The 16,108-nt window shown below is 71.2% G+C and carries 17 protein-coding genes and 1 pseudogene; 6 read left to right on the forward strand and 12 right to left on the reverse strand.

Annotated features, from left to right (window positions below):
* Nucleotides 1–81: 81 nt before the first annotated feature.
* From A3CO_RS0128035 to A3CO_RS0128045, 3 genes are all read right to left on the reverse strand, one after another.
* Complete coding sequence (locus A3CO_RS0128035; protein WP_018335583.1) at nt 82–477, reverse strand: hypothetical protein; 396 nt, start codon at nt 475–477, stop codon at nt 82–84.
* Nucleotides 474–1,427 carry a hypothetical protein gene (locus tag A3CO_RS39235; RefSeq protein WP_211214586.1) on the reverse strand — a complete coding sequence of 318 codons (954 nt, stop codon included), beginning with the start codon at nt 1,425–1,427 and terminating at the stop codon, nt 474–476. The genes A3CO_RS0128035 and A3CO_RS39235 overlap by 4 nt, the downstream gene beginning before the upstream one ends.
* Before the next feature lie 191 nt (nt 1,428–1,618).
* Nucleotides 1,619–1,930: a hypothetical protein gene (locus tag A3CO_RS0128045; protein WP_018335585.1), complete on the reverse strand. Its 312-nt coding sequence runs from the start codon at nt 1,928–1,930 to the stop codon at nt 1,619–1,621.
* Between the two features lie 69 nt (nt 1,931–1,999).
* On the opposite strand from A3CO_RS0128045, the gene A3CO_RS0128050 reads away from it, so the two are divergent.
* Nucleotides 2,000–2,734, forward strand: coding sequence for an alpha/beta fold hydrolase (locus A3CO_RS0128050; protein ID WP_211214587.1), 735 nt, complete (start codon nt 2,000–2,002; stop codon nt 2,732–2,734).
* 30 nt (nt 2,735–2,764) lie between these two features.
* A complete protein-coding gene (locus A3CO_RS0128055) occupies nt 2,765–3,328 on the forward strand; it encodes a TIGR03086 family metal-binding protein (protein ID WP_018335587.1) in 564 nt (187 codons plus the stop codon).
* Between the two features lie 49 nt (nt 3,329–3,377).
* Here the strand turns inward: A3CO_RS0128055 and A3CO_RS0128060 are convergent, their stop codons facing one another.
* Nucleotides 3,378–5,576 (reverse strand): helicase-associated domain-containing protein, encoded by a 2,199-nt coding sequence (locus A3CO_RS0128060; protein ID WP_018335588.1) that lies wholly within the window; start codon nt 5,574–5,576, stop codon nt 3,378–3,380.
* Nucleotides 5,577–5,699: 123 nt separating this feature from the next.
* On the opposite strand from A3CO_RS0128060, the gene A3CO_RS0128065 reads away from it, so the two are divergent.
* From A3CO_RS0128065 to A3CO_RS0128075, 3 genes are all read left to right on the forward strand, one after another.
* On the forward strand, nt 5,700–6,122 hold the full coding sequence (locus A3CO_RS0128065; protein WP_018335590.1) for a hypothetical protein: 423 nt from the start codon (nt 5,700–5,702) through the stop codon (nt 6,120–6,122).
* A gap of 2 nt (nt 6,123–6,124) precedes the next feature.
* Nucleotides 6,125–6,475, forward strand: a complete 351-nt coding sequence (locus tag A3CO_RS0128070) for a DUF5615 family PIN-like protein (protein WP_281167703.1) — start codon at nt 6,125–6,127, stop codon at nt 6,473–6,475.
* A gap of 100 nt (nt 6,476–6,575) precedes the next feature.
* The gene (locus A3CO_RS0128075) at nt 6,576–7,652 is read left to right on the forward strand and encodes an alpha/beta hydrolase (RefSeq protein WP_018335592.1); all 1,077 of its coding nucleotides are present in this window, start codon (nt 6,576–6,578) and stop codon (nt 7,650–7,652) included.
* Nucleotides 7,653–7,895: 243 nt separating this feature from the next.
* Here A3CO_RS0128075 and A3CO_RS0128080 read toward each other — a convergent pair whose 3' ends face one another.
* From A3CO_RS0128080 to A3CO_RS40525, 8 genes and pseudogenes are all read right to left on the reverse strand, one after another.
* A complete protein-coding gene (locus A3CO_RS0128080) occupies nt 7,896–8,129 on the reverse strand; it encodes a DUF433 domain-containing protein (protein WP_026205085.1) in 234 nt (77 codons plus the stop codon).
* A gap of 151 nt (nt 8,130–8,280) precedes the next feature.
* The gene (locus A3CO_RS0128085; protein WP_018335594.1) at nt 8,281–8,532 is read right to left on the reverse strand and encodes a type II toxin-antitoxin system Phd/YefM family antitoxin; all 252 of its coding nucleotides are present in this window, start codon (nt 8,530–8,532) and stop codon (nt 8,281–8,283) included.
* A 108-nt stretch (nt 8,533–8,640) separates the two neighbouring features.
* On the reverse strand, nt 8,641–8,907 hold the full coding sequence (locus tag A3CO_RS0128090; RefSeq protein ID WP_018335595.1) for a hypothetical protein: 267 nt from the start codon (nt 8,905–8,907) through the stop codon (nt 8,641–8,643).
* A 3-nt stretch (nt 8,908–8,910) separates the two neighbouring features.
* Complete coding sequence (locus tag A3CO_RS0128095; protein WP_018335596.1) at nt 8,911–9,234, reverse strand: DUF6247 family protein; 324 nt, start codon at nt 9,232–9,234, stop codon at nt 8,911–8,913.
* 342 nt (nt 9,235–9,576) lie between these two features.
* On the reverse strand, nt 9,577–10,242 hold the full coding sequence (locus tag A3CO_RS0128100) for a hypothetical protein (RefSeq protein ID WP_018335597.1): 666 nt from the start codon (nt 10,240–10,242) through the stop codon (nt 9,577–9,579).
* Nucleotides 10,243–10,248: 6 nt separating this feature from the next.
* A complete protein-coding gene (locus A3CO_RS0128105) occupies nt 10,249–10,755 on the reverse strand; it encodes a hypothetical protein (protein WP_018335598.1) in 507 nt (168 codons plus the stop codon).
* 251 nt (nt 10,756–11,006) lie between these two features.
* A complete protein-coding gene (locus tag A3CO_RS40520; protein ID WP_483756916.1) occupies nt 11,007–11,246 on the reverse strand; it encodes an HNH endonuclease in 240 nt (79 codons plus the stop codon).
* A 51-nt stretch (nt 11,247–11,297) separates the two neighbouring features.
* Nucleotides 11,298–11,693: pseudogene (locus tag A3CO_RS40525) on the reverse strand (phosphorothioated DNA-binding restriction endonuclease family protein); the annotation flags it as partial.
* Nucleotides 11,694–12,045: 352 nt separating this feature from the next.
* On the opposite strand from A3CO_RS40525, the gene A3CO_RS0128115 reads away from it, so the two are divergent.
* A complete protein-coding gene (locus A3CO_RS0128115) occupies nt 12,046–14,532 on the forward strand; it encodes an AAA family ATPase (protein WP_157647883.1) in 2,487 nt (828 codons plus the stop codon).
* The last annotated feature ends 1,576 nt before the right edge of the window (nt 14,533–16,108 follow it).

The following is a 16,108-nucleotide window of genomic DNA, read 5'->3' on the forward strand; positions in this document are numbered from 1 at the left end:
CGCAGCGCCTCGGACGAGGCCCAACCCGTCACCGGCGTAGCGGTGGTATGACTCCGCCTTTCCGCGGTCCGGACCGGTGCATCACGGTGCGGGTGGCTGCCAGTTCTCCATGCGTCGCAGTTCGTCGCGGAGTGGCTCAGGGAGCTGGTCGACGACCTCCCGTTCCGGGTCCTCTCGTCGAGGCAGGGCCTCGAGGAAGCCAGTCGCGATGACGGTCCTCATCGAGTCGCCGCCCGCCGTGAACAGGTCGGCCAGTGCGCCGACAGCACGAGCAGCGTCCGCGGCACCCTCCGCGCCGTGGTGGACAGAGGTTCGGTACCACTCGCCGACCTCGTCGAGCAGCACCGTGGACAGGACCTCGTCGAACTGCTCGATGTGGTCGTCGACGATCGTCCTGGCCGTGGTCGAGGTTGCGCTCAGCGCATCCGCCACCTGTCGTGCGACCGCGGAGTCGATCGGCGGATCATCGTCGCTCACTCTGTCCTCCCAAATGCCTCGAGCAGATCATCGAACTCCCGTTGCGCGACTGCGCGGTCCTCCGCGGAGGCCTGCGGATTGCGTCGCAGCCACTTTCGCAGCGCCCGCACCGTGTTGTTGGCCTTCTCGGTGTGGAACTTCCCGCCGGCCGCTGAGCCCGTCGCCCGTTCGTAGCGCACGGCGTCCGCGGTGGTCCCGCTGCCGACTCGGGACTCGGACCCCGTGCCGCGGTAGAGAGGGCGGACGATCCTGTTCAGTGCCGGGTCGCTGATGTCGGGCTTCCGCGCAGCAGGCGGTCGGGCCGATCCGGACCCGCCGCTCCCGAACGGCTCCACCTTGCCGCCACCGGAGGCGGACTGGGCCACCGTCATCGCCCCGACGCCGACCAGCCCAAGTCCCGCCGCGATGGCGCCGGCGGAGGCGGCGTGTGTCGCGATCCCGGCCGGGATGCCGACCCCGGTCGCATCGAGGGCGAGCCCGCCGAGCTGACCGCCTGCTCCGAGAGTGATCAGCCCGGCGCCGCCGAGCATCGACGCGACGGCTCCCGGGTCCTGCAGCGCCGCGTTGCCGACCGAGGCCGCGGTGTTGCCGACATCGGTAAGGAAGCTGCCGACGTCGGGTCGGGGGTTCCCGACGATCGGCGGGGCAGGCTGGCGCGGCGCGATGGCCGACAGCGCCGCGGCGGCCTCGCCCACTGCGCGTGCCGCGCCTTCGTTCGCCTGCAGCGCGCGTTCCTCGGCGGCCAGCATGATCTCGGCCGCGTCGTCCACGGTCTGCTCGGCGGCCTCACGGGCGGCGTCGGCGGTCGGTACGGGTCCGGAGCCGGCGGACACCTTGGCCGCCTCGCCGGCGCGCATCATCTGTTCGCCCCGCGCGTAGTCCTGCTGCGCGGCCCGCAGCTCGGCGGCGAAGGCGGCCAGTGGTGGCGCGGACCGGGCGACCGCGTCCACGGCGAGCTGCAGGTCCGCCACGTGGCGGGTGATGAGGTCGAGTGCGGCCGTTGCCGCCCGCCCACTCCAACCGGCAGTGATCGTGGTGCCCCGAGCCGCGAGCCCCTCCCTCGCCACCTGGATGTCGTTCGCCGCCGACGTCAGCTCCTGCGACGCGGCGAGGACCGCATCCGGGTCACCGAGGACGGGCATCAGGAGCCGGGGACGCTGCCGGGGATCGAGCGTGAGGCGGCGGCGTCGGAACTCTGATAGCTCCTCACCGTCGCGTCGATCGCGGCCGCAGTCGCGGTGACGCTGCGTTCGATCGCGGCGACCGCCTTGTCGAGCTGCGACGACAGCTCGTTCGCGGCCGACGCCAACGGACCCTCACCGGAGCCGTCGGCTGCCGACTGCGCGGCGGCGCCGGCCCGTGCCCGCGCCGTGGTCACGCTGCTCACCTCGTTACGGAGAGCGCTCGCACCCGCCCGGAGCTGGTCGGGGCGGACGTCGAAGCCGTCGGGCACGGGTCGAGCGTGGCAAACCGCGCCCGTCCTCGGGGGCCGTTTCGTCGAACTCGCGGGACAGTGGGCGACGTGTTCTTCCGCGCTCACGACGGGATCGCACTGGCGTACCTCGAGCTGGGCGCGGGTCGCCCGCTGGTGTTCGTGCACGGCTTCACGGGCTCGGCGGCCCAGCTCGTCGACGAGGGCCCGGCGCCTGCGCTCGCCGCCGCGGGCTTCCGCGTGATCCTTCCCGACCTGCGCGCCCACGGGGACAGCGCCGCCCCGCGTGACCCGTCCGCCTGGCCCCCGGACGTCCTCGCCGACGACGGGCTCGCACTCGTCGAGGCGCTCGGCCTCGACGACTACGACCTCGCCGGCTACTCGCTCGGCGGTCGGGTGGTGCTGCGCATGCTCGCGCGGGGCGCCCGACCACGACGGGCGGTCATCGCCGGTCAAGGTCGCGCGGCGGCCGGGGCAGACGGGCCGAACACCGCGGCGTTCCGCGATCGGCTGTCGGCGATCTCGCGGGGCGAGGTGCTCGATCCGCAGGGGCAGTGGATCGTCGACCACGGCTTCGACCCGATCGCACTCCTGCACCTCCTCGGCACCTACGCGGCCACTCCGGACGACGTCCTCGCCGCCATCCCCGTCCCGACCCTCGTTCTCACAGGGGAGGACGACCGTGCCCGACTCACCGCGCCCGCCCTGGCCGCGTCCCTCGGCGACGGCCGTTTTCACGCGGTGCCGGGCGACCACGTCAGGGCGATGGTCGCCCCCGAGCTCGGCACAGCGATCGTCGACTTCCTGACGACGGACCTGGCGTAGCCGACCCGTCGTCGGGAAGGGTCTCCCGGCGTGAACGACGCCCGCCGGCTGATCCCGGCCGCCATGGACCGCTTCGGCGCGCGGGTGCACGCGGTGCCGGCGGACCGGTGGTCGGCGCCGACGCCGTGCTCGGAGTGGAGCGTGCGGGACCTCGTGGCGCACATGGTCTTCGAGCACCGGTGGGCGCCGCACGTGCTGGCGGGCGAGGCGATGGACGAGGTGGGGGAGCGGTACGACGGTGACCTGGTCGGTGACGACCCGGTCCGCGCGTGGGACGAGGCCGCTCGGCTCTCGCATCCCGCGTGGTACGGCGGGGCTGCGCTGGTCCACACGTCGTTCGGCTGGCTCGGGGTCGAGGAGTACGCGGTGCAGATGCTCGTCGACCTCACCGTCCACGAGTGGGACCTCGCCCGAGGCGCCGGGCTGGACGAGTACGTGGACCCGGAGGCCGTGGCAGAGGCGCTGGCCTACATCGCGAGTGACCCGATCATGCTCGCCGGCCCGGGCCTGTTCGCGTCCGCGGTCGAGCCGCGCAGTGACGACCCGCAGAACCGACTGCTCGCCCTCGTCGGCCGAGGTGGCTCCGCCCTGTGAGCACTTCTCCGTGTTCTGGCACGGATTACTACTCACGAGGCGAAGCCACCTACGCCGGTCCGACCCCGAGGATCGACGAGACCGTGAAGTCGCGGACGTCGCCCGCCTGGTGGCACCACGACCGCAGCCACCGGTGCTGGAACACCTGCGGCGTGATCACCCGGTTGCCCACCGCCCCGCTGCTGACGCGGTACGTGATCCGAACCGGGGACGTGTGGTCGAGCGCGTAGGCGAGCTGATCGAGCTCGTCAGGCGAGAGTCGACTGCTCGCCGCGTGCGCGAGCCTCTGCGCCGTCGGGTTCACCCGACCCTCCGACGACCGCAGCCGCCGCACGAACTCCTCCGCCGGGACACCCGTCGTCGCGACGTCCTCCAGCGGTTCCGCCGCCTCGACGGGCGCACGTTCCACCGCGACCGCACCCGACCCGTCGTCGAGAACCGGGCTGTACCCCGCGTCGCGCAGCAGGCGCAGCACGAGCGCGGGCGGCTCCGAGGAGCCGAGCACGGTCGCCGTGATCCGTCGCCACCCGAGCTTGCGCAGCGATCGGGCCGCCGCGAGCTCGAGCGCCAGGGACTCGTCGGCCACGACGCAGGTCCGGACCTCGTGCACGCGGATCGAGCCGTGCACCCGCGCCGCGTCGCGGAGGAGGTAGTCCAACGGCTGGGGGATCTCGCCGGCGAGCTCCCGGAGGCCGGCGAGCAGGGAGTCCGCGGTCCATCCTACGTCGAGGGCCCGGCGGACGCTGCGCGTCGAGAACCGGTGCACGGTTGCCGCGCCACGAGCCTCGACGTCTGCGGCGTCGGTCAGCAGCCGCTGACCCTCGTCGTCGGGAACCCCGGAAACGACGGCGGTCAGGTCCGACTGCAGCATCACCTGGCAGCCGACGTCGCCCAGCAGTTCGTCCACTGTTCCCGACGACGGGTCGAGCGGCCCGAGCGCGTCCCCGTCGCCGATCCCGAGCCGGCGCGTCTCGTCCACCACGGCGTGGGCGATCGCCGCCCGCCAGTCCTCGGGCCCGCGCATCGGCGCGTACCAGGCGATCTCGCCGACCGCGGCGCGGAGCGACCCGCCGTCGCGCCCCACGCGGAGCAGGGCGTGGCGGATCGAGTGGGAGTCGACGGTCGGCGGCAACGGGGGAGCGGACTCGGTGCCGTCGGGGTCGACGCGGTGGGTCGGGGTGTGGGGAAGGTCGACCCAGGCGGCGGCGAGGCTCGACCAGCGGCGGGCCGCGGGCTGGACACGCCAGCCGGGGTAGCGGTCGGTGGTCGTCAGGCCGTCGGCACCTGGCGCGACGAGGCCGAGCGCGAAGGCGAGGTCGAGCACCAGGGCGAGCTGCCCGTCGTCGGGAAGATCGAGGGCCTTGACCAGGCGCACGCGCTCGCGCTTCCCGACCCCACCCGCTTTGACCTGCGGAGACGGCGACTCGCGGAGGTGGTCGAGGACGGAGCCGACGTGGCGGAGGAACTCCTGGGCGGCGCCGGTGGTGTCACCGGCGACGGCGGGCGGGAGGGCCGGAGGCCCGGTGACCTTCGCGACGAGGAACCAGGTCGCGATCGCGACCTCGTGCGGCACCTCGAGCGCGCGGTTGTGGAGCACGAGCATCCCGCGGTCGACGAGGCCCTCCTCAGCGGCCTCGAGTCGGTAGGCGTAGCCACCGCCGGGACCGAGGATGCCGCCGAGCCGGTGCAGGAGAGGGCGGTCGAGGGCGCGGACGCGGTCGGCGACGCCGAAGACGTCGTGCATCGCCTCGACGACGGCCTCCACCAGCTCGGGCTTGCGCAGCCCCTCCGTCGCGACCCCGTGGGCGTCCGCGAGCACCCGCAGGTCCTCGACGACCATCGAGCGGACGAGGGTCGTGACCGGTGCTCCGCCGCCGAGGTCGGCGTGGAAGTGCCGGTCGACGCGCTCGGGGAGACGGAGGTGGGCGCCGTCCGGATAGGCCAAGCCGAGCGCGACGAGCCGCTCGACGACCGCCTCGACGACCGCGTGGTCGGCGTCGAGCAGCGCGGCGATCGTCTCGGGAGTGGATTGTGGGCCCAGGACGGCGGCCGCCCGCCCCACCTCGAGGGCGTCCCGGTCGAGTTCCGCGAGGGCATCGAACAGGGAGTCCGCGGTGCACAGCCGGTCGGCCAGATGCGCGAGATCACGGGGAACGGGCTCGGCGCAGACGTCCCGACGGCGGGTCAGGAGCGCGGCCAGCGCCTCGTCGTCGAGGGTCTCCAGGTACTCGGCGAAGGTGAGGGCCACGGGCGCCAGTCTCCGAGGTGCTTCTTCCCAACGAGGTGTGGGGTCAGGTCGCGGTCGTCGAGCGCGGCGAAGCTGGGCGCGAGCTCGAGGAGATACGCGTCGTCGTCGCGCTACAGTGATGACATGACGTCGCCCCTCTCCGTGCGGTTCGACACCGACGTGCTGCACCGGCTCCGTCAGCGGGCAGCGGCCATGCCAGGAGCGACCCCCTCCGGCCTGGCGCAACGGCTGGTCGACGAGGGGCTGAGGATGGCTGATCATCCGGGGATCGTCTTCCGCGATGGTCCGAGCGGTCGGCGACCCGCGCTCGTCGTCGGCCCGGACGTCTGGGAGTTGGTGGTGTTCCTCGAGGAGATCGACGAACGCGGCGAATTCGCCGTCGACGCCGCCTCCGAGAATTTCGCGGTCTCCACGGCGGCGGTCTCGGCCGGCATCCGCTACTACACGGAGTTCTCCGCAGAGGTCGACGCCTGGATCGTCGAGGCCCGCGAGGCGTCGGAGCGCGCCGAAGCGGAGTGGGAGCGTCGGCGGGCGCTGCTCGCGTGACGGTGACGGCGTCCGAGCCGCTGCTCCTCGATGAGATGTTCAGTCCGCGTCTCGCCGAGGCACTGGTGGCTTCCGGGCACGACGTGGTCGCCGTCGCGGGTCACGCGACCCTCGCGGCGGCGGCCGATGTCCAGGTCGCCGCGTGGGCGGCGCAGCAGGGTCGGCGGGTAGTCACGGAGAACGTGCGCGATTTCGTCCCCCTGCTCGCCACGGTCGAGCCGCCGCTGCGCGTCCTCCTGACGAGCTCACGGCGGTACCCCCGATCGCGGCAGAACCCCGCTCCGCTCGTCCGCGCCCTGAGTGCATGGCTCACGTCGGACGAGCCGCGCGCGTCGATGGAATGGCTCCCCTGACGGAACCCTGGGTCTGCGACGACGGCGTCGTTGACGGCTGAAGTGACCTGGGCCACGCTTCCTGGGACGCTGACCCCGCAGCCCGTCGAGGAGACGCTTGATGGCCACGGACACCCCGCACGTCGCTCCCGGTCGGCTCGGCGACCCGGCCCTCACGCTCGGCACCGACCCCCGCTCCGACCCGCGCATGGTCGCCGTGTTCGGGGCCCTCGGGGCGCTGGACCACCCGCCGGCCAACCCGCTCACCCGTGACGCCGGCCGGGAGACCCTGCTCGGGTTCAGCGTCGCGGCCGAGGAGGCGTTCGAGGGCCTCTTCACGGTGCTTGCGCAGGACCTGAAGCCGGTCGACGGGGTGTCACGCGAGGTCATGACGGTGACCCGCGACGGGCACGACATCGCGCTGCACGTGCACCGGCCGAACGGTGTCGACGGGCCGCTCCCGGTGATCGTCCAGATCCACGGCGGCGGCATGGTGATGCTCTCGTCCACCGGGGGTCTCTACGCGCACTGGCGGGACGAGCTCGCGAAGGCGGGCACCGTCGTCGTCGGGGTGGACTACCGGAACGCCGGCGGTGTCGCCGGCGCCAACCCGTTCCCGACCGGCCTCGACGACTGCGCCGCGGCCGTGCGCTGGGTGCACGCGAACCTCCCGGAGCTGGGCGGCAGCCACGTCGTGCTCACAGGCGATTCCGGTGGCGCCAACCTATCCCTGGCGGTCGCGATCAAGGCTCGCCGCGAGGGCTGGGTGGAGGAGATCGCGGGCGTCTACGCGCAGTGCCCGTACATCCTGGGCTCGTGGGACGAGCCGCCTGCGGAGTTCCACTCGCTGTGGGAGAACGACAAGTACTGGCTCGATCGCGCGCTGTTCCCGCTCCTCGCGGAGGTCTACGACCCGGACGGCAGGAACATCGACGAGCCCACCTGCTGGCCGTCTCGCGCCACGACCGACGACCTCAGCGGCCTGCCTCCGCACGTCATCTCGGTCAACGAGGTCGACCCCCTGCGCGACGAGGGCCTCGCCTACCACCGGCTGCTGGTCGCCGCGGGTGTCCCGTCGGTCGGGAAGATCAACCTCGGCCTGTGCCACGTGGGCGAGCTGCTGTTCCAGAACGCCATGCCGGAGGTGTACGCCGAGGCGGTCCGGGACGTGACGGGCTTCGCCCGGTCCCTCGCGTAGGTGGCTTCGCCTCGTGAGCACTTTTCCGTGCCGGAGCGCGGATGACTGCTCACGGGGCGCAGCCACCTCGCTGGCAACGACCGGGCCGGCTACGCCGCTGGGCGTAATGCGGAGCCAGGGTCGCAGGGCCTCCAGTGCGACCGGCTCTCGTCGTCGTGATGAGGCCGCCGACAAGATGGCCGAACTGGGCCAGAGCTCGGGCAGTTGCAGCTCCCGGCTGAAGAGCGGCCACGGCCACCAGTCCTACTCGGCGGCGAGCGGGATGGTCCTCGCCCGACCCGCCGTCAACGACGCGAACTCGAGCGCCGCCCCGATGTCGTCGTGCTCGAGGTCGGGATGATCCTGCAAGATTTCGTCGGTGGTCATGCCCGAGGAGAGGAGCGCGAGCAGGGAGGACACCGGGAAACGTAGGCCGCGAATAGTCGGCTGACCATGACACAACCCGGGCCTGACCGTGATGCGCTCGAGCCGCGACATGGAGGGACCGTACCTCCGCCCCCCAGATGGCCCGTGGTTGCTGCTCATCCTGGCCGATAGGACTGCGCACGCTCGGGCGTGTGCCGCGCGTCCGACCTCGCCTGGGCGCGATGGACAGTGGGATGAGGAGCACAGTCGTCCAAGACCAGGTTCACGGTTCCGGGTCGACCCGTCCGTGGGGCTCGCCGATTCCGCCCTCCAACCGGTCGATCGAGGCCAGCAGACGCCGAGCGTTCTCGGGGCTCAGTACGAGGTAGGCGGTCTCCTTCAGAGACTCGTACTCATCAAGTGCCACCATCACCACGGGCTCGTCCCCCGCCCTGGTGATCACGACCTCTTCGCGATCGTCGATGACGGACCTGAGGACCTCGGCGTAGCGCGCCCTGACCTCCGAGCAGGACATTGTCTTCACGGACCACCTCCGGGCACGAGAAATTGCACTCCCAGGCCCATACGGCCCGAGCACGAAAGGGCGCCCTCACGCGGCGCCCAGGAACCGCCGATACGCTCACTAGAGCAACGGTGCGATGAGCACCGACCACAGCCACACGACCCGGCGGTCGCTGTCCTCGACGGCGTAGACCACCAGCCCGCGCTCGTCGGGCCCGAACGTGGCAGCACGTGAGCCCGTGGGATTCGCCGGGTGGTACGGCTCGCCGACCGACCATGGCGCCACCTCCAGCGCCGCGCATAGATCCGCGAAAGCAGCCAGGAGGTCCGTAGGAAGGGCGTCGATTGCGGCAGAGATGTCCTCGCCGACCGGCTCGACGCGGAACATCCGCTACATGCCGGCTTTGGCACGCGTGACCGCAAAGGGCTCGTTCTCCGGCACAGGCTGACCACTGAAGAACGCAGCAGCCCGGCGCACCATCAACCGGAACGCCTCCGGGTTCGATTGGGCGACGGCCTGCCGTCGCCAGTTCTCCAGCGTGGCGTGGAGGGCTGCCAGGTCGTAGTCGCGCTTCGCCTGGTCCAAAGCCTGCTCATAGGCGGCATCGAAGAGGGGCTGGTCCTCTGGCAGCAGGGCCGCCCTGATAGCGGCGGGCTGGGCTCCCTTGGCCAGCGATCCTCGTCGCTCGGGCTGGGGGGAGGACGACGCGCTCACGACACCACCGTAGCGATCCACCCCGAATGTGACGGCGAATCGGGCAACTCGATCACCGGCCGGTGCGGCCATCGCAGCGCCAGCTCGTAAGACCCTTCGGATCCGCACGTGTCGACTCGCTCGCAGTGGCGCTGACGGTGGGCGCGTGAGCAAGACAGTCTCCGAGCCATCCTCGCCACGGCACCGAGCTGGCGCAGTCCACTGCGTTGTCATCGTGCTCGGCCGGCTGCCCATGAGCAGCTCGTGCCGGTTGCGCGTGCGCTGCTGGTCGCGTTCGGCCGTCTGCTCCGCTCGTGCGAGCCGTCCCGAGATGGCAGTCCGGCGAATCGCAAGGGGCCGCCGTCATTTGCCCACGTGGATCGACCCGTCCGCGCGCACCTCCATGTCCGTCCGCCCCGCGCCGATCTCTGTCTCCAGCTCACGGATGAGCCCGTCGACGGCGCTGTCTGGGTCGTCGGCTCGGCGGAAACGGTCGGAGAGCGCGCGGAACGGCAGGCGCACCCGAACCGGGCGGGGCAGTTCCTGGCCGTCGAGTTCACGCAGGACGAGGGTCTGCGCCTCGAGGTGCACCTCCACGCCACCCCGATCGGCGAAGTGTTGAATCAGGCGGTCGTACCGCTGCTGGTTGATCCACTGATCCTCCTGCTCAGGCGTGCGAGGAACGCGGGTCAGGTCGGGGCGGAACGAGCCGACGCCGTCTGGTGTCGGAACGAGTTCGGTCTCGCCCGGCGCCGCCGTCTGTATCGCTGCGTCGAGGTGCACTAGGAACAGCTGCCACGCTGCTTCCAGCGGTTCGACGTCAGGAAAGGCGGACGCTGAGCGACCGGCCGTCGACCGCAACAGCGGCCCGAACGACGCTGGAGTCACGCGAAGGTGCATGAGTTGCATCAAGCTGTTGTCCTCGAACGCGTCGATGACGACGCCGTCGGCTGTTTGCTCAACGACGCCACCCTCTCCGATGGCCGTGAGGAGCCTGGCGTAGAGGACCTGGTCCTCCGTCGAGGGCATCTCGCCTCACCTCGGGTCGCGGCTGTAGAAGCTGGTCAGGACCTTCCCATCCTGCGCCGCGACCCCGACCACGGCCCAGTAGGTCACGCGGACCTGCCCCTGCTGGTCCTTGATCTGCAGCGGCGACTTGTAGGTCCAGGTGTTCCGCTCCGGATTGAACCGCGGATAGCCGGGCTGTGGGAACGTCAGTGTCTGCGTGATGGCGAAGTCGGCCAAGCTCTGCCACGGCCCGGCGGTGTACACGGCGAGGTTCGACCACTGCTGCCCGTGCTTGTTCGCGATGTGGCGCTGGCCGAAGAAGTCGTTCCCGCACATCAACACCGCGTAGGTCCGCGGCGGCCCTCCGACGGGCGGGAGAACGGGGTACGTCTTCACCGGCTTGGTCTCGGGGTCGCTCCGACCGCATGCTGCCCACGGAGGCAGGCCCGACTGCGCGAGGGCCTCGGCGGGGACGAGGGGTCCGACGAGACAGACGAAGATGGCGATGAGGAGAACGCGTAGGCGGATGGTCACGGCCGGCTCCTGACGACGAGTGGCAGAGCTTTTCGTCGGCTTGGACTGTGGCCGGGTCCGATCGGTTCCCACTTTCTTCGGGGCGGATCAGTTACCCCTTGAACACCTCCCGGCCGTGCCAGGCCACGTTGTCCGCGTGCACGACCGACGGCGAAGGTCGCGGCTGCGGGATCACCCGGTCGGCCAAGTCGTCTAGCGCTCGCCCAGCCTCGCTGCGCGCCACGTAGAGCGGAGACACGTGGAGGCGACGGTCAACGCTGAGCCCGAGGACCCCTGACGTCGAACAGCACGTGGTGCAGCGAGCACAGGGCGAGCCCGTTCACCAGCTCGTCCTCGCCGCCCTGGCTGTGCCACTTCACGTGCGCGGCCTCGAGGCCGACCGGGTTCCGCCCGACCGCACCGGCGTAGCCGCAGAAGGCGCGGGCGTACGAGTAGGCCCGCAGGACCTCCTCGGCGAAGCCCGCCCGTCGCGGCCGGCGCGTTGTCACCACCTCGATCTCGCCGCCGTAGCGCGGGACGGGCTCGTCGAGGTCGAGTCCGCAGGCGCTCGCGATCAGCGGGCTCAGGACGGGCGTGAAGTGCAGGTCGAGCAGCAGACGCGCAGCTTCGACGACGAGCCGCGGGTCGTCGAGCAGCGCCTGGATCGGCGACGTGAAGGTGCCGACCGCATGACGGTCGAGGAGCAGCCGACGGGAGGGCTGACCCGTCGTCGGGACCGGGGTCCCGTCCGCGCGGCGCGGGTCCCGCAGCTCCCTCTCGAGCCGGCTGAACGGCCAGGCGGCCCGACCGGGATAGCGGCCCGACCGGCTCGGCGGGCCGAACTCCTCGATCAGCCGGCCGACCGGCTCCTCGAGCTCGGCGTAGCTGACCGGTCCCGACGCACCGCCCCGGTGCCGTCCGAGCAGCCAGAGCACCAGGAGCGGCTTGTGCGGCGCGCGGGCCGCGCCGACCTGGGCCGGCGGAGCCGAGAGAGTCGGTCCAGGAACTCGGCGCGGTCCATGGGGTGATCCTCGGTCAGGACCGTCGCCATCTCAGCGACCGCAACAGCCTGTCGCCTACAGCGTACGCGGCGCCGTCACCGTCGACCCCGGCAACGAGCCCGAGGAGCTCGTTGGCCAGCCGCTGGTCGGTGACCGACTTCAGCGAGTCGTATGCGGGTCGAGCAGGAACGACACGTCATCCGTCGCCAGTGCTGCCGGAGGGGGGTGACGAGCCGCAGCGACGCGCCGCCGCCGTCAGGTTCGGTGGTCACCCGTGCCGCGACTCACTCCATCGGTAACGGATCTCCGATTGGCGGCGAACACACTGGCGATCATCGAGTCACCCGGGGGCGTGATGGTGGAGGACCGGTCGTCGGAGGCTGCGGCGCTGGGGCTCCGCGACGTCGTGGCGCGCATGGTCGACGAGGACGCGTCGCTCGACACCGAGCACGGGCTTCTCGTGCTCGAGGCGCTCGACAGCGACGCGGCCCTCGCCCGAGCGCTCGGCGAGAGCACCGAGGAGGCCGCCACCGATCCCGCCCCCGTCGACGCTGCCCCGACCGCCGGCAGCTACCTCGCCTCGATCACCGTCGAGGGCTTCCGCGGGGTCGGGGAGCCGGCCACGCTCACCATGCACCCGGGCCCCGGACTCACCCTGGTGGTCGGGCGCAACGGGTCGGGGAAGTCCAGCTTCGCCGAGGCGGCCGAGCTCGCCGTCACGGGCGCGAACCGCCGGTGGAGCGGCAACCGGTCGGCGGTATGGCGTGAGGGGTGGCGCAACCTGCACCGGCCGGCGCCCGCACGGATCGTCGTCGAGACCGTCGGCGGGGGAGCCGGGCCGGTCACGGTTCGCCGCGCGTGGGAGCCCGAGGACGATCTCGACGGCGGGTCGTGGACCCGGCAGGTGCGCGGGGAGCGTATGGAGCCGATCGACGGCGCCGGCGAGGCCGTCCGGACCTACCGGCCGTTCTTGTCCTACAACGAGCTCGGTTCCGTGGTCGACGGCAGGCCCAGCGAGATGCACGACGCGCTGTTCACCCTGCTCGGGCTGGCCGACCTGACCGCCGCCCAGACGCGCCTGACGGCGGCGAAGAAGGCCAGGGAGCAGCGGGCCAAGGCCGCTCGCGACCTTCGTCAGGAACTCCTCGCCGCCGCCGGCGGGCTCGACGACGAGCGCGCGACGCGTGCCGCCTCCGCACTGAAGGCGACCGCACCGGATCTCGAGGTCCTCGGCGAGCTCGCACTCGGCGACGACGAGGACCTCACGACCACCGCGCTCCTCCGCCGGGTACGCGCGCTGACGCTGCCCGCCCAAGACGTCGTCGAGAACGCCGCTCTCGAGTACGACGAGGCCCGGGAGGCGTTGCAGACCGCGTCCTCGAGCCAGGCGCGGGCCAGCGCCGGTCTGGCCCGCCTCCTGCGGACCGCGCTCGACCACCATGCCGATCACGATGACGAGCCCTGCCCGGTCTGCGGGCAGGGGCTCCTCGACGCGACGTGGCAGGTCGATGCGGAACGTCGGACCCGCGAGGCCGAGCAGGGTGCGGCGGCGCTCGAGACGGCGCAGCGCCGCGTCGACGCGGCTCGCGCTGCGCTCGTCCTGCTCATCGAGCCTGTTCCGGCCGTCCTCGGCGAGACCCTCCCCTTCCCGACGGCGGGTCCGCACGCCGCTTGGGCGCGGTGGCGCGGGGCGCTCGACGCCGCGGAAGTGGCATCGGAGCTGGACGAGGCCGGACGGGCGCTTCGAGAGGAACTCGCCGCCGTCGTTGAGCGAGCGGAGACGGAGCTCTCCCGACGAGACGAGCAGTGGCGTCCGTTCGCGTCCCGCTTGTTCGAGCTGCACGGCCTGCTCGGCGGGGCGGCGCAGGAGAAGGCGCAGCTCACGGCGGTGAAGAAGGCCGAGGCGTGGCTCAAGGAGGCGGCGACGGCAATCCGGGACGAGCGGCTGCGGCCGTTCGCCGAGCAGTCGCAGCGGATCTGGAACGACCTGCGCCAGCAGAGCAACGTCGACCTCGGCCCGATCCGCCTGGAGGGTTCGTCGACCCGGCGTCGCGCGACGTTCGACGTCACCGTCGACGACGTCGAGGGCGCCGCGCTCGGCGTCATGAGCCAGGGGGAGCTGCACAGCCTGGCGCTCTCGCTGTTCCTGCCACGCGCGACCGTCGAGGAGAGCCCGTTCCGCTACGTGCTCATCGACGACCCGGTGCAGGCCATGGACCCCGCGAAGGTCGACGGGCTGGCCCACGTGCTGAGCGGGGTCGCGCACGATCGGCAGGTGGTGGTGTTCTCCCACGACGACCGTCTGGCCGAGTCGGTCCGGCGGCTGCAGGTCCCGGCGCGGATCGTCGAGGTCGCGCGGCGGGACCGCTCGCGGGTGGAACTACACGCGTCGAGTGACCCGGTCGCCCGCCATCTCGAGGACGCCCGAGCCCTCGCCAAGAGCGACCACGTCCCGGAGGATCTGAAGGGCGAGGTCATCGCCTCGTCGTGCCGCAGCGCACTGGAGGCGGCCGCGCACGCGGCGTTCCGGCGCGCACGGATCAGCAGGGGCGACGACCGGGACGAGGTCGAGGCGCGGTTGGCAGCCGCACACACGACGCGCGCCGTCCTGACCCTCGCGGTTTTCAACGACTCCGACCGGGCCGGGGAGCTCGAGCGACGTCTCCGCTCAGCGGGCCCGGGCGCGGTGGACGTCTTCTACGCCTGCAAGGAAGGCGCACACCGGGGATACGCCGGCGACCTGAATCGTCTGATCGGCGACACCAAGTCCCTCTGCACCTGGGTCGCGCGCCAATGACCAACGCTCTGTCCGGACCCCACCGGCGGCTGGCGGCGGTCGACGCGTTGGCCGCCTCGTCAGCCGACTCCCGGACGTCGGCGCGCGCCTCGGTGTGGCTACTGCGCCTCGCCGTAGAGCACGCCCTGGACGATCTGTGGACGAGGTGCTCGCCGGACCTCGTCCAGGCGTCGCGGCGGGCGCAGCTCCTCGTGCTTCGAAGGTATTTGGAGGCGGAGGAAGCGTGGCGGGTCGCCGAACTCTGGAATGCGCTCAGTCGTGCCGCACACCACCACCCTTACGATCTTGCGCCCGGTGCGGCTGAGATTATGGTTTGGCGAGGTACAGCTGAGCGTGCAGTATCAGCCTTGGAGGTTCCAGTTCGATCGATGCCCGTCGGGCGCTCGTCCTTTAATGCTACCTGAATATCTCGGCGCTGTTCTCGAGGGCGAGCGCCTGTGGTACGTTCTGGAGTATTGTGGCCTGTAGCTTTCAAGCGTGACAATCTGTTGAGGCCTGTTGGTTGGGCCAAAGCGCTGAACATCACCTCATTTATTCTTCAGTTAGACAACGCCGCATAGACATGACGACCTTGGGGCTACGACCAGATACGGTAGACAGCAGGGCGGATGTTCCTGCCTCTCATAGCTCCGGCCGGCCAGTCACGTGCCAACGTCACGCTGTCGTCGAGCGTCCGGCAGCAATTTATCCGCAACGAGACCGAGTCTCTTACGCCGCACGATGAGAGGGAGCAGCGAGCGTGGCTTATGTAACTGGCTTCACCGAATCTAAGCAACGGATTCGTCCCCACGAAACCGAGGTCGACTGTGAGTATCTTGCCCTAAATTCAACAAGAGGGCCGTTGCTTCACCTAAGCACCTTCGGTAGCAAAGATAGGGTCTCCGACCGGAAGTCGAGCCAAAGCTTGCAACTTGATGAAGCACGCGCCCGCCAGCTTGTCGCGATAATCAACAGCGTGTTCCCTCCTGCAGGAGACGACTAGTCGTTCGTCCAACGAGGAGCAGCGCGGGGCTTGGAGGGGGACGGGACATCGGACGTTGCCGCGGCTCCGCGGTGACCGTGGCGAGCGCGTCGGCCGGCGTGCTCGGACCGAACTCGCCGGCCCGAGCACGCCCCGTCGTCGATGCCTACGCTTTAGGGGTTAGGGGACTGGTGATGTGTGCGGTCTCGGGACATGGTTGACGGATTGTCGTCAGGACATGCTTGTCGTGGGAGCGTGTGACCATGCCTTGAAGCGGGTGAGGGGCTTGCTGGGGTCGCGGGCGAAGCTGCTGAGTTCGCGGTCTCCGTCGAGGACGCGGAAGCTGGTGTCCTCGGCGATGACGGTGATGGTCTTGCCGGCGTGCGCTCGGCCGATGCGCAGCCGTTGGCGGGCGACCATGACGACGCCGTNGGCGCCGACGACGCGCTGGGCGCGCGGAGCGTGAGCGGGCCTCGGGGCGGGCAAGACGCCGTCGGTGCGGCGGGCGCCGCGCAGCCTCAGACGCCGCTCGAGGTCGATGGTGTGGGGCCAGGAGCCGAGCAGCATCGTCCCGGCATGGGCGTGGATGAGGTGGCCGTCGAGGCGCAGCGCGAC

The organism is Actinomycetospora chiangmaiensis DSM 45062, from assembly GCF_000379625.1.
GTDB classification, from domain to species: domain Bacteria; phylum Actinomycetota; class Actinomycetes; order Mycobacteriales; family Pseudonocardiaceae; genus Actinomycetospora; species Actinomycetospora chiangmaiensis.

Coding starts and splice junctions, on each gene's coding strand:
- A3CO_RS0128085 (WP_018335594.1), bottom strand. CDS start 8,532: ATGTCCTGCTCGGAGGTCAGGGCGCGCTACGCCGAGGTCCTCAGGTCC.
- A3CO_RS0128090 (WP_018335595.1), bottom strand. CDS start 8,907: ATGTTCCGCGTCGAGCCGGTCGGCGAGGACATCTCTGCCGCAATCGAC.
- A3CO_RS0128100 (WP_018335597.1), bottom strand. CDS start 10,242: ATGCCCTCGACGGAGGACCAGGTCCTCTACGCCAGGCTCCTCACGGCC.
- A3CO_RS0128080 (WP_026205085.1), bottom strand. CDS start 8,129: ATGTCGCGGCTCGAGCGCATCACGGTCAGGCCCGGGTTGTGTCATGGT.
- A3CO_RS0128065 (WP_018335590.1), top strand. CDS start 5,700: ATGACGTCGCCCCTCTCCGTGCGGTTCGACACCGACGTGCTGCACCGG.
- A3CO_RS0128075 (WP_018335592.1), top strand. CDS start 6,576: ATGGCCACGGACACCCCGCACGTCGCTCCCGGTCGGCTCGGCGACCCG.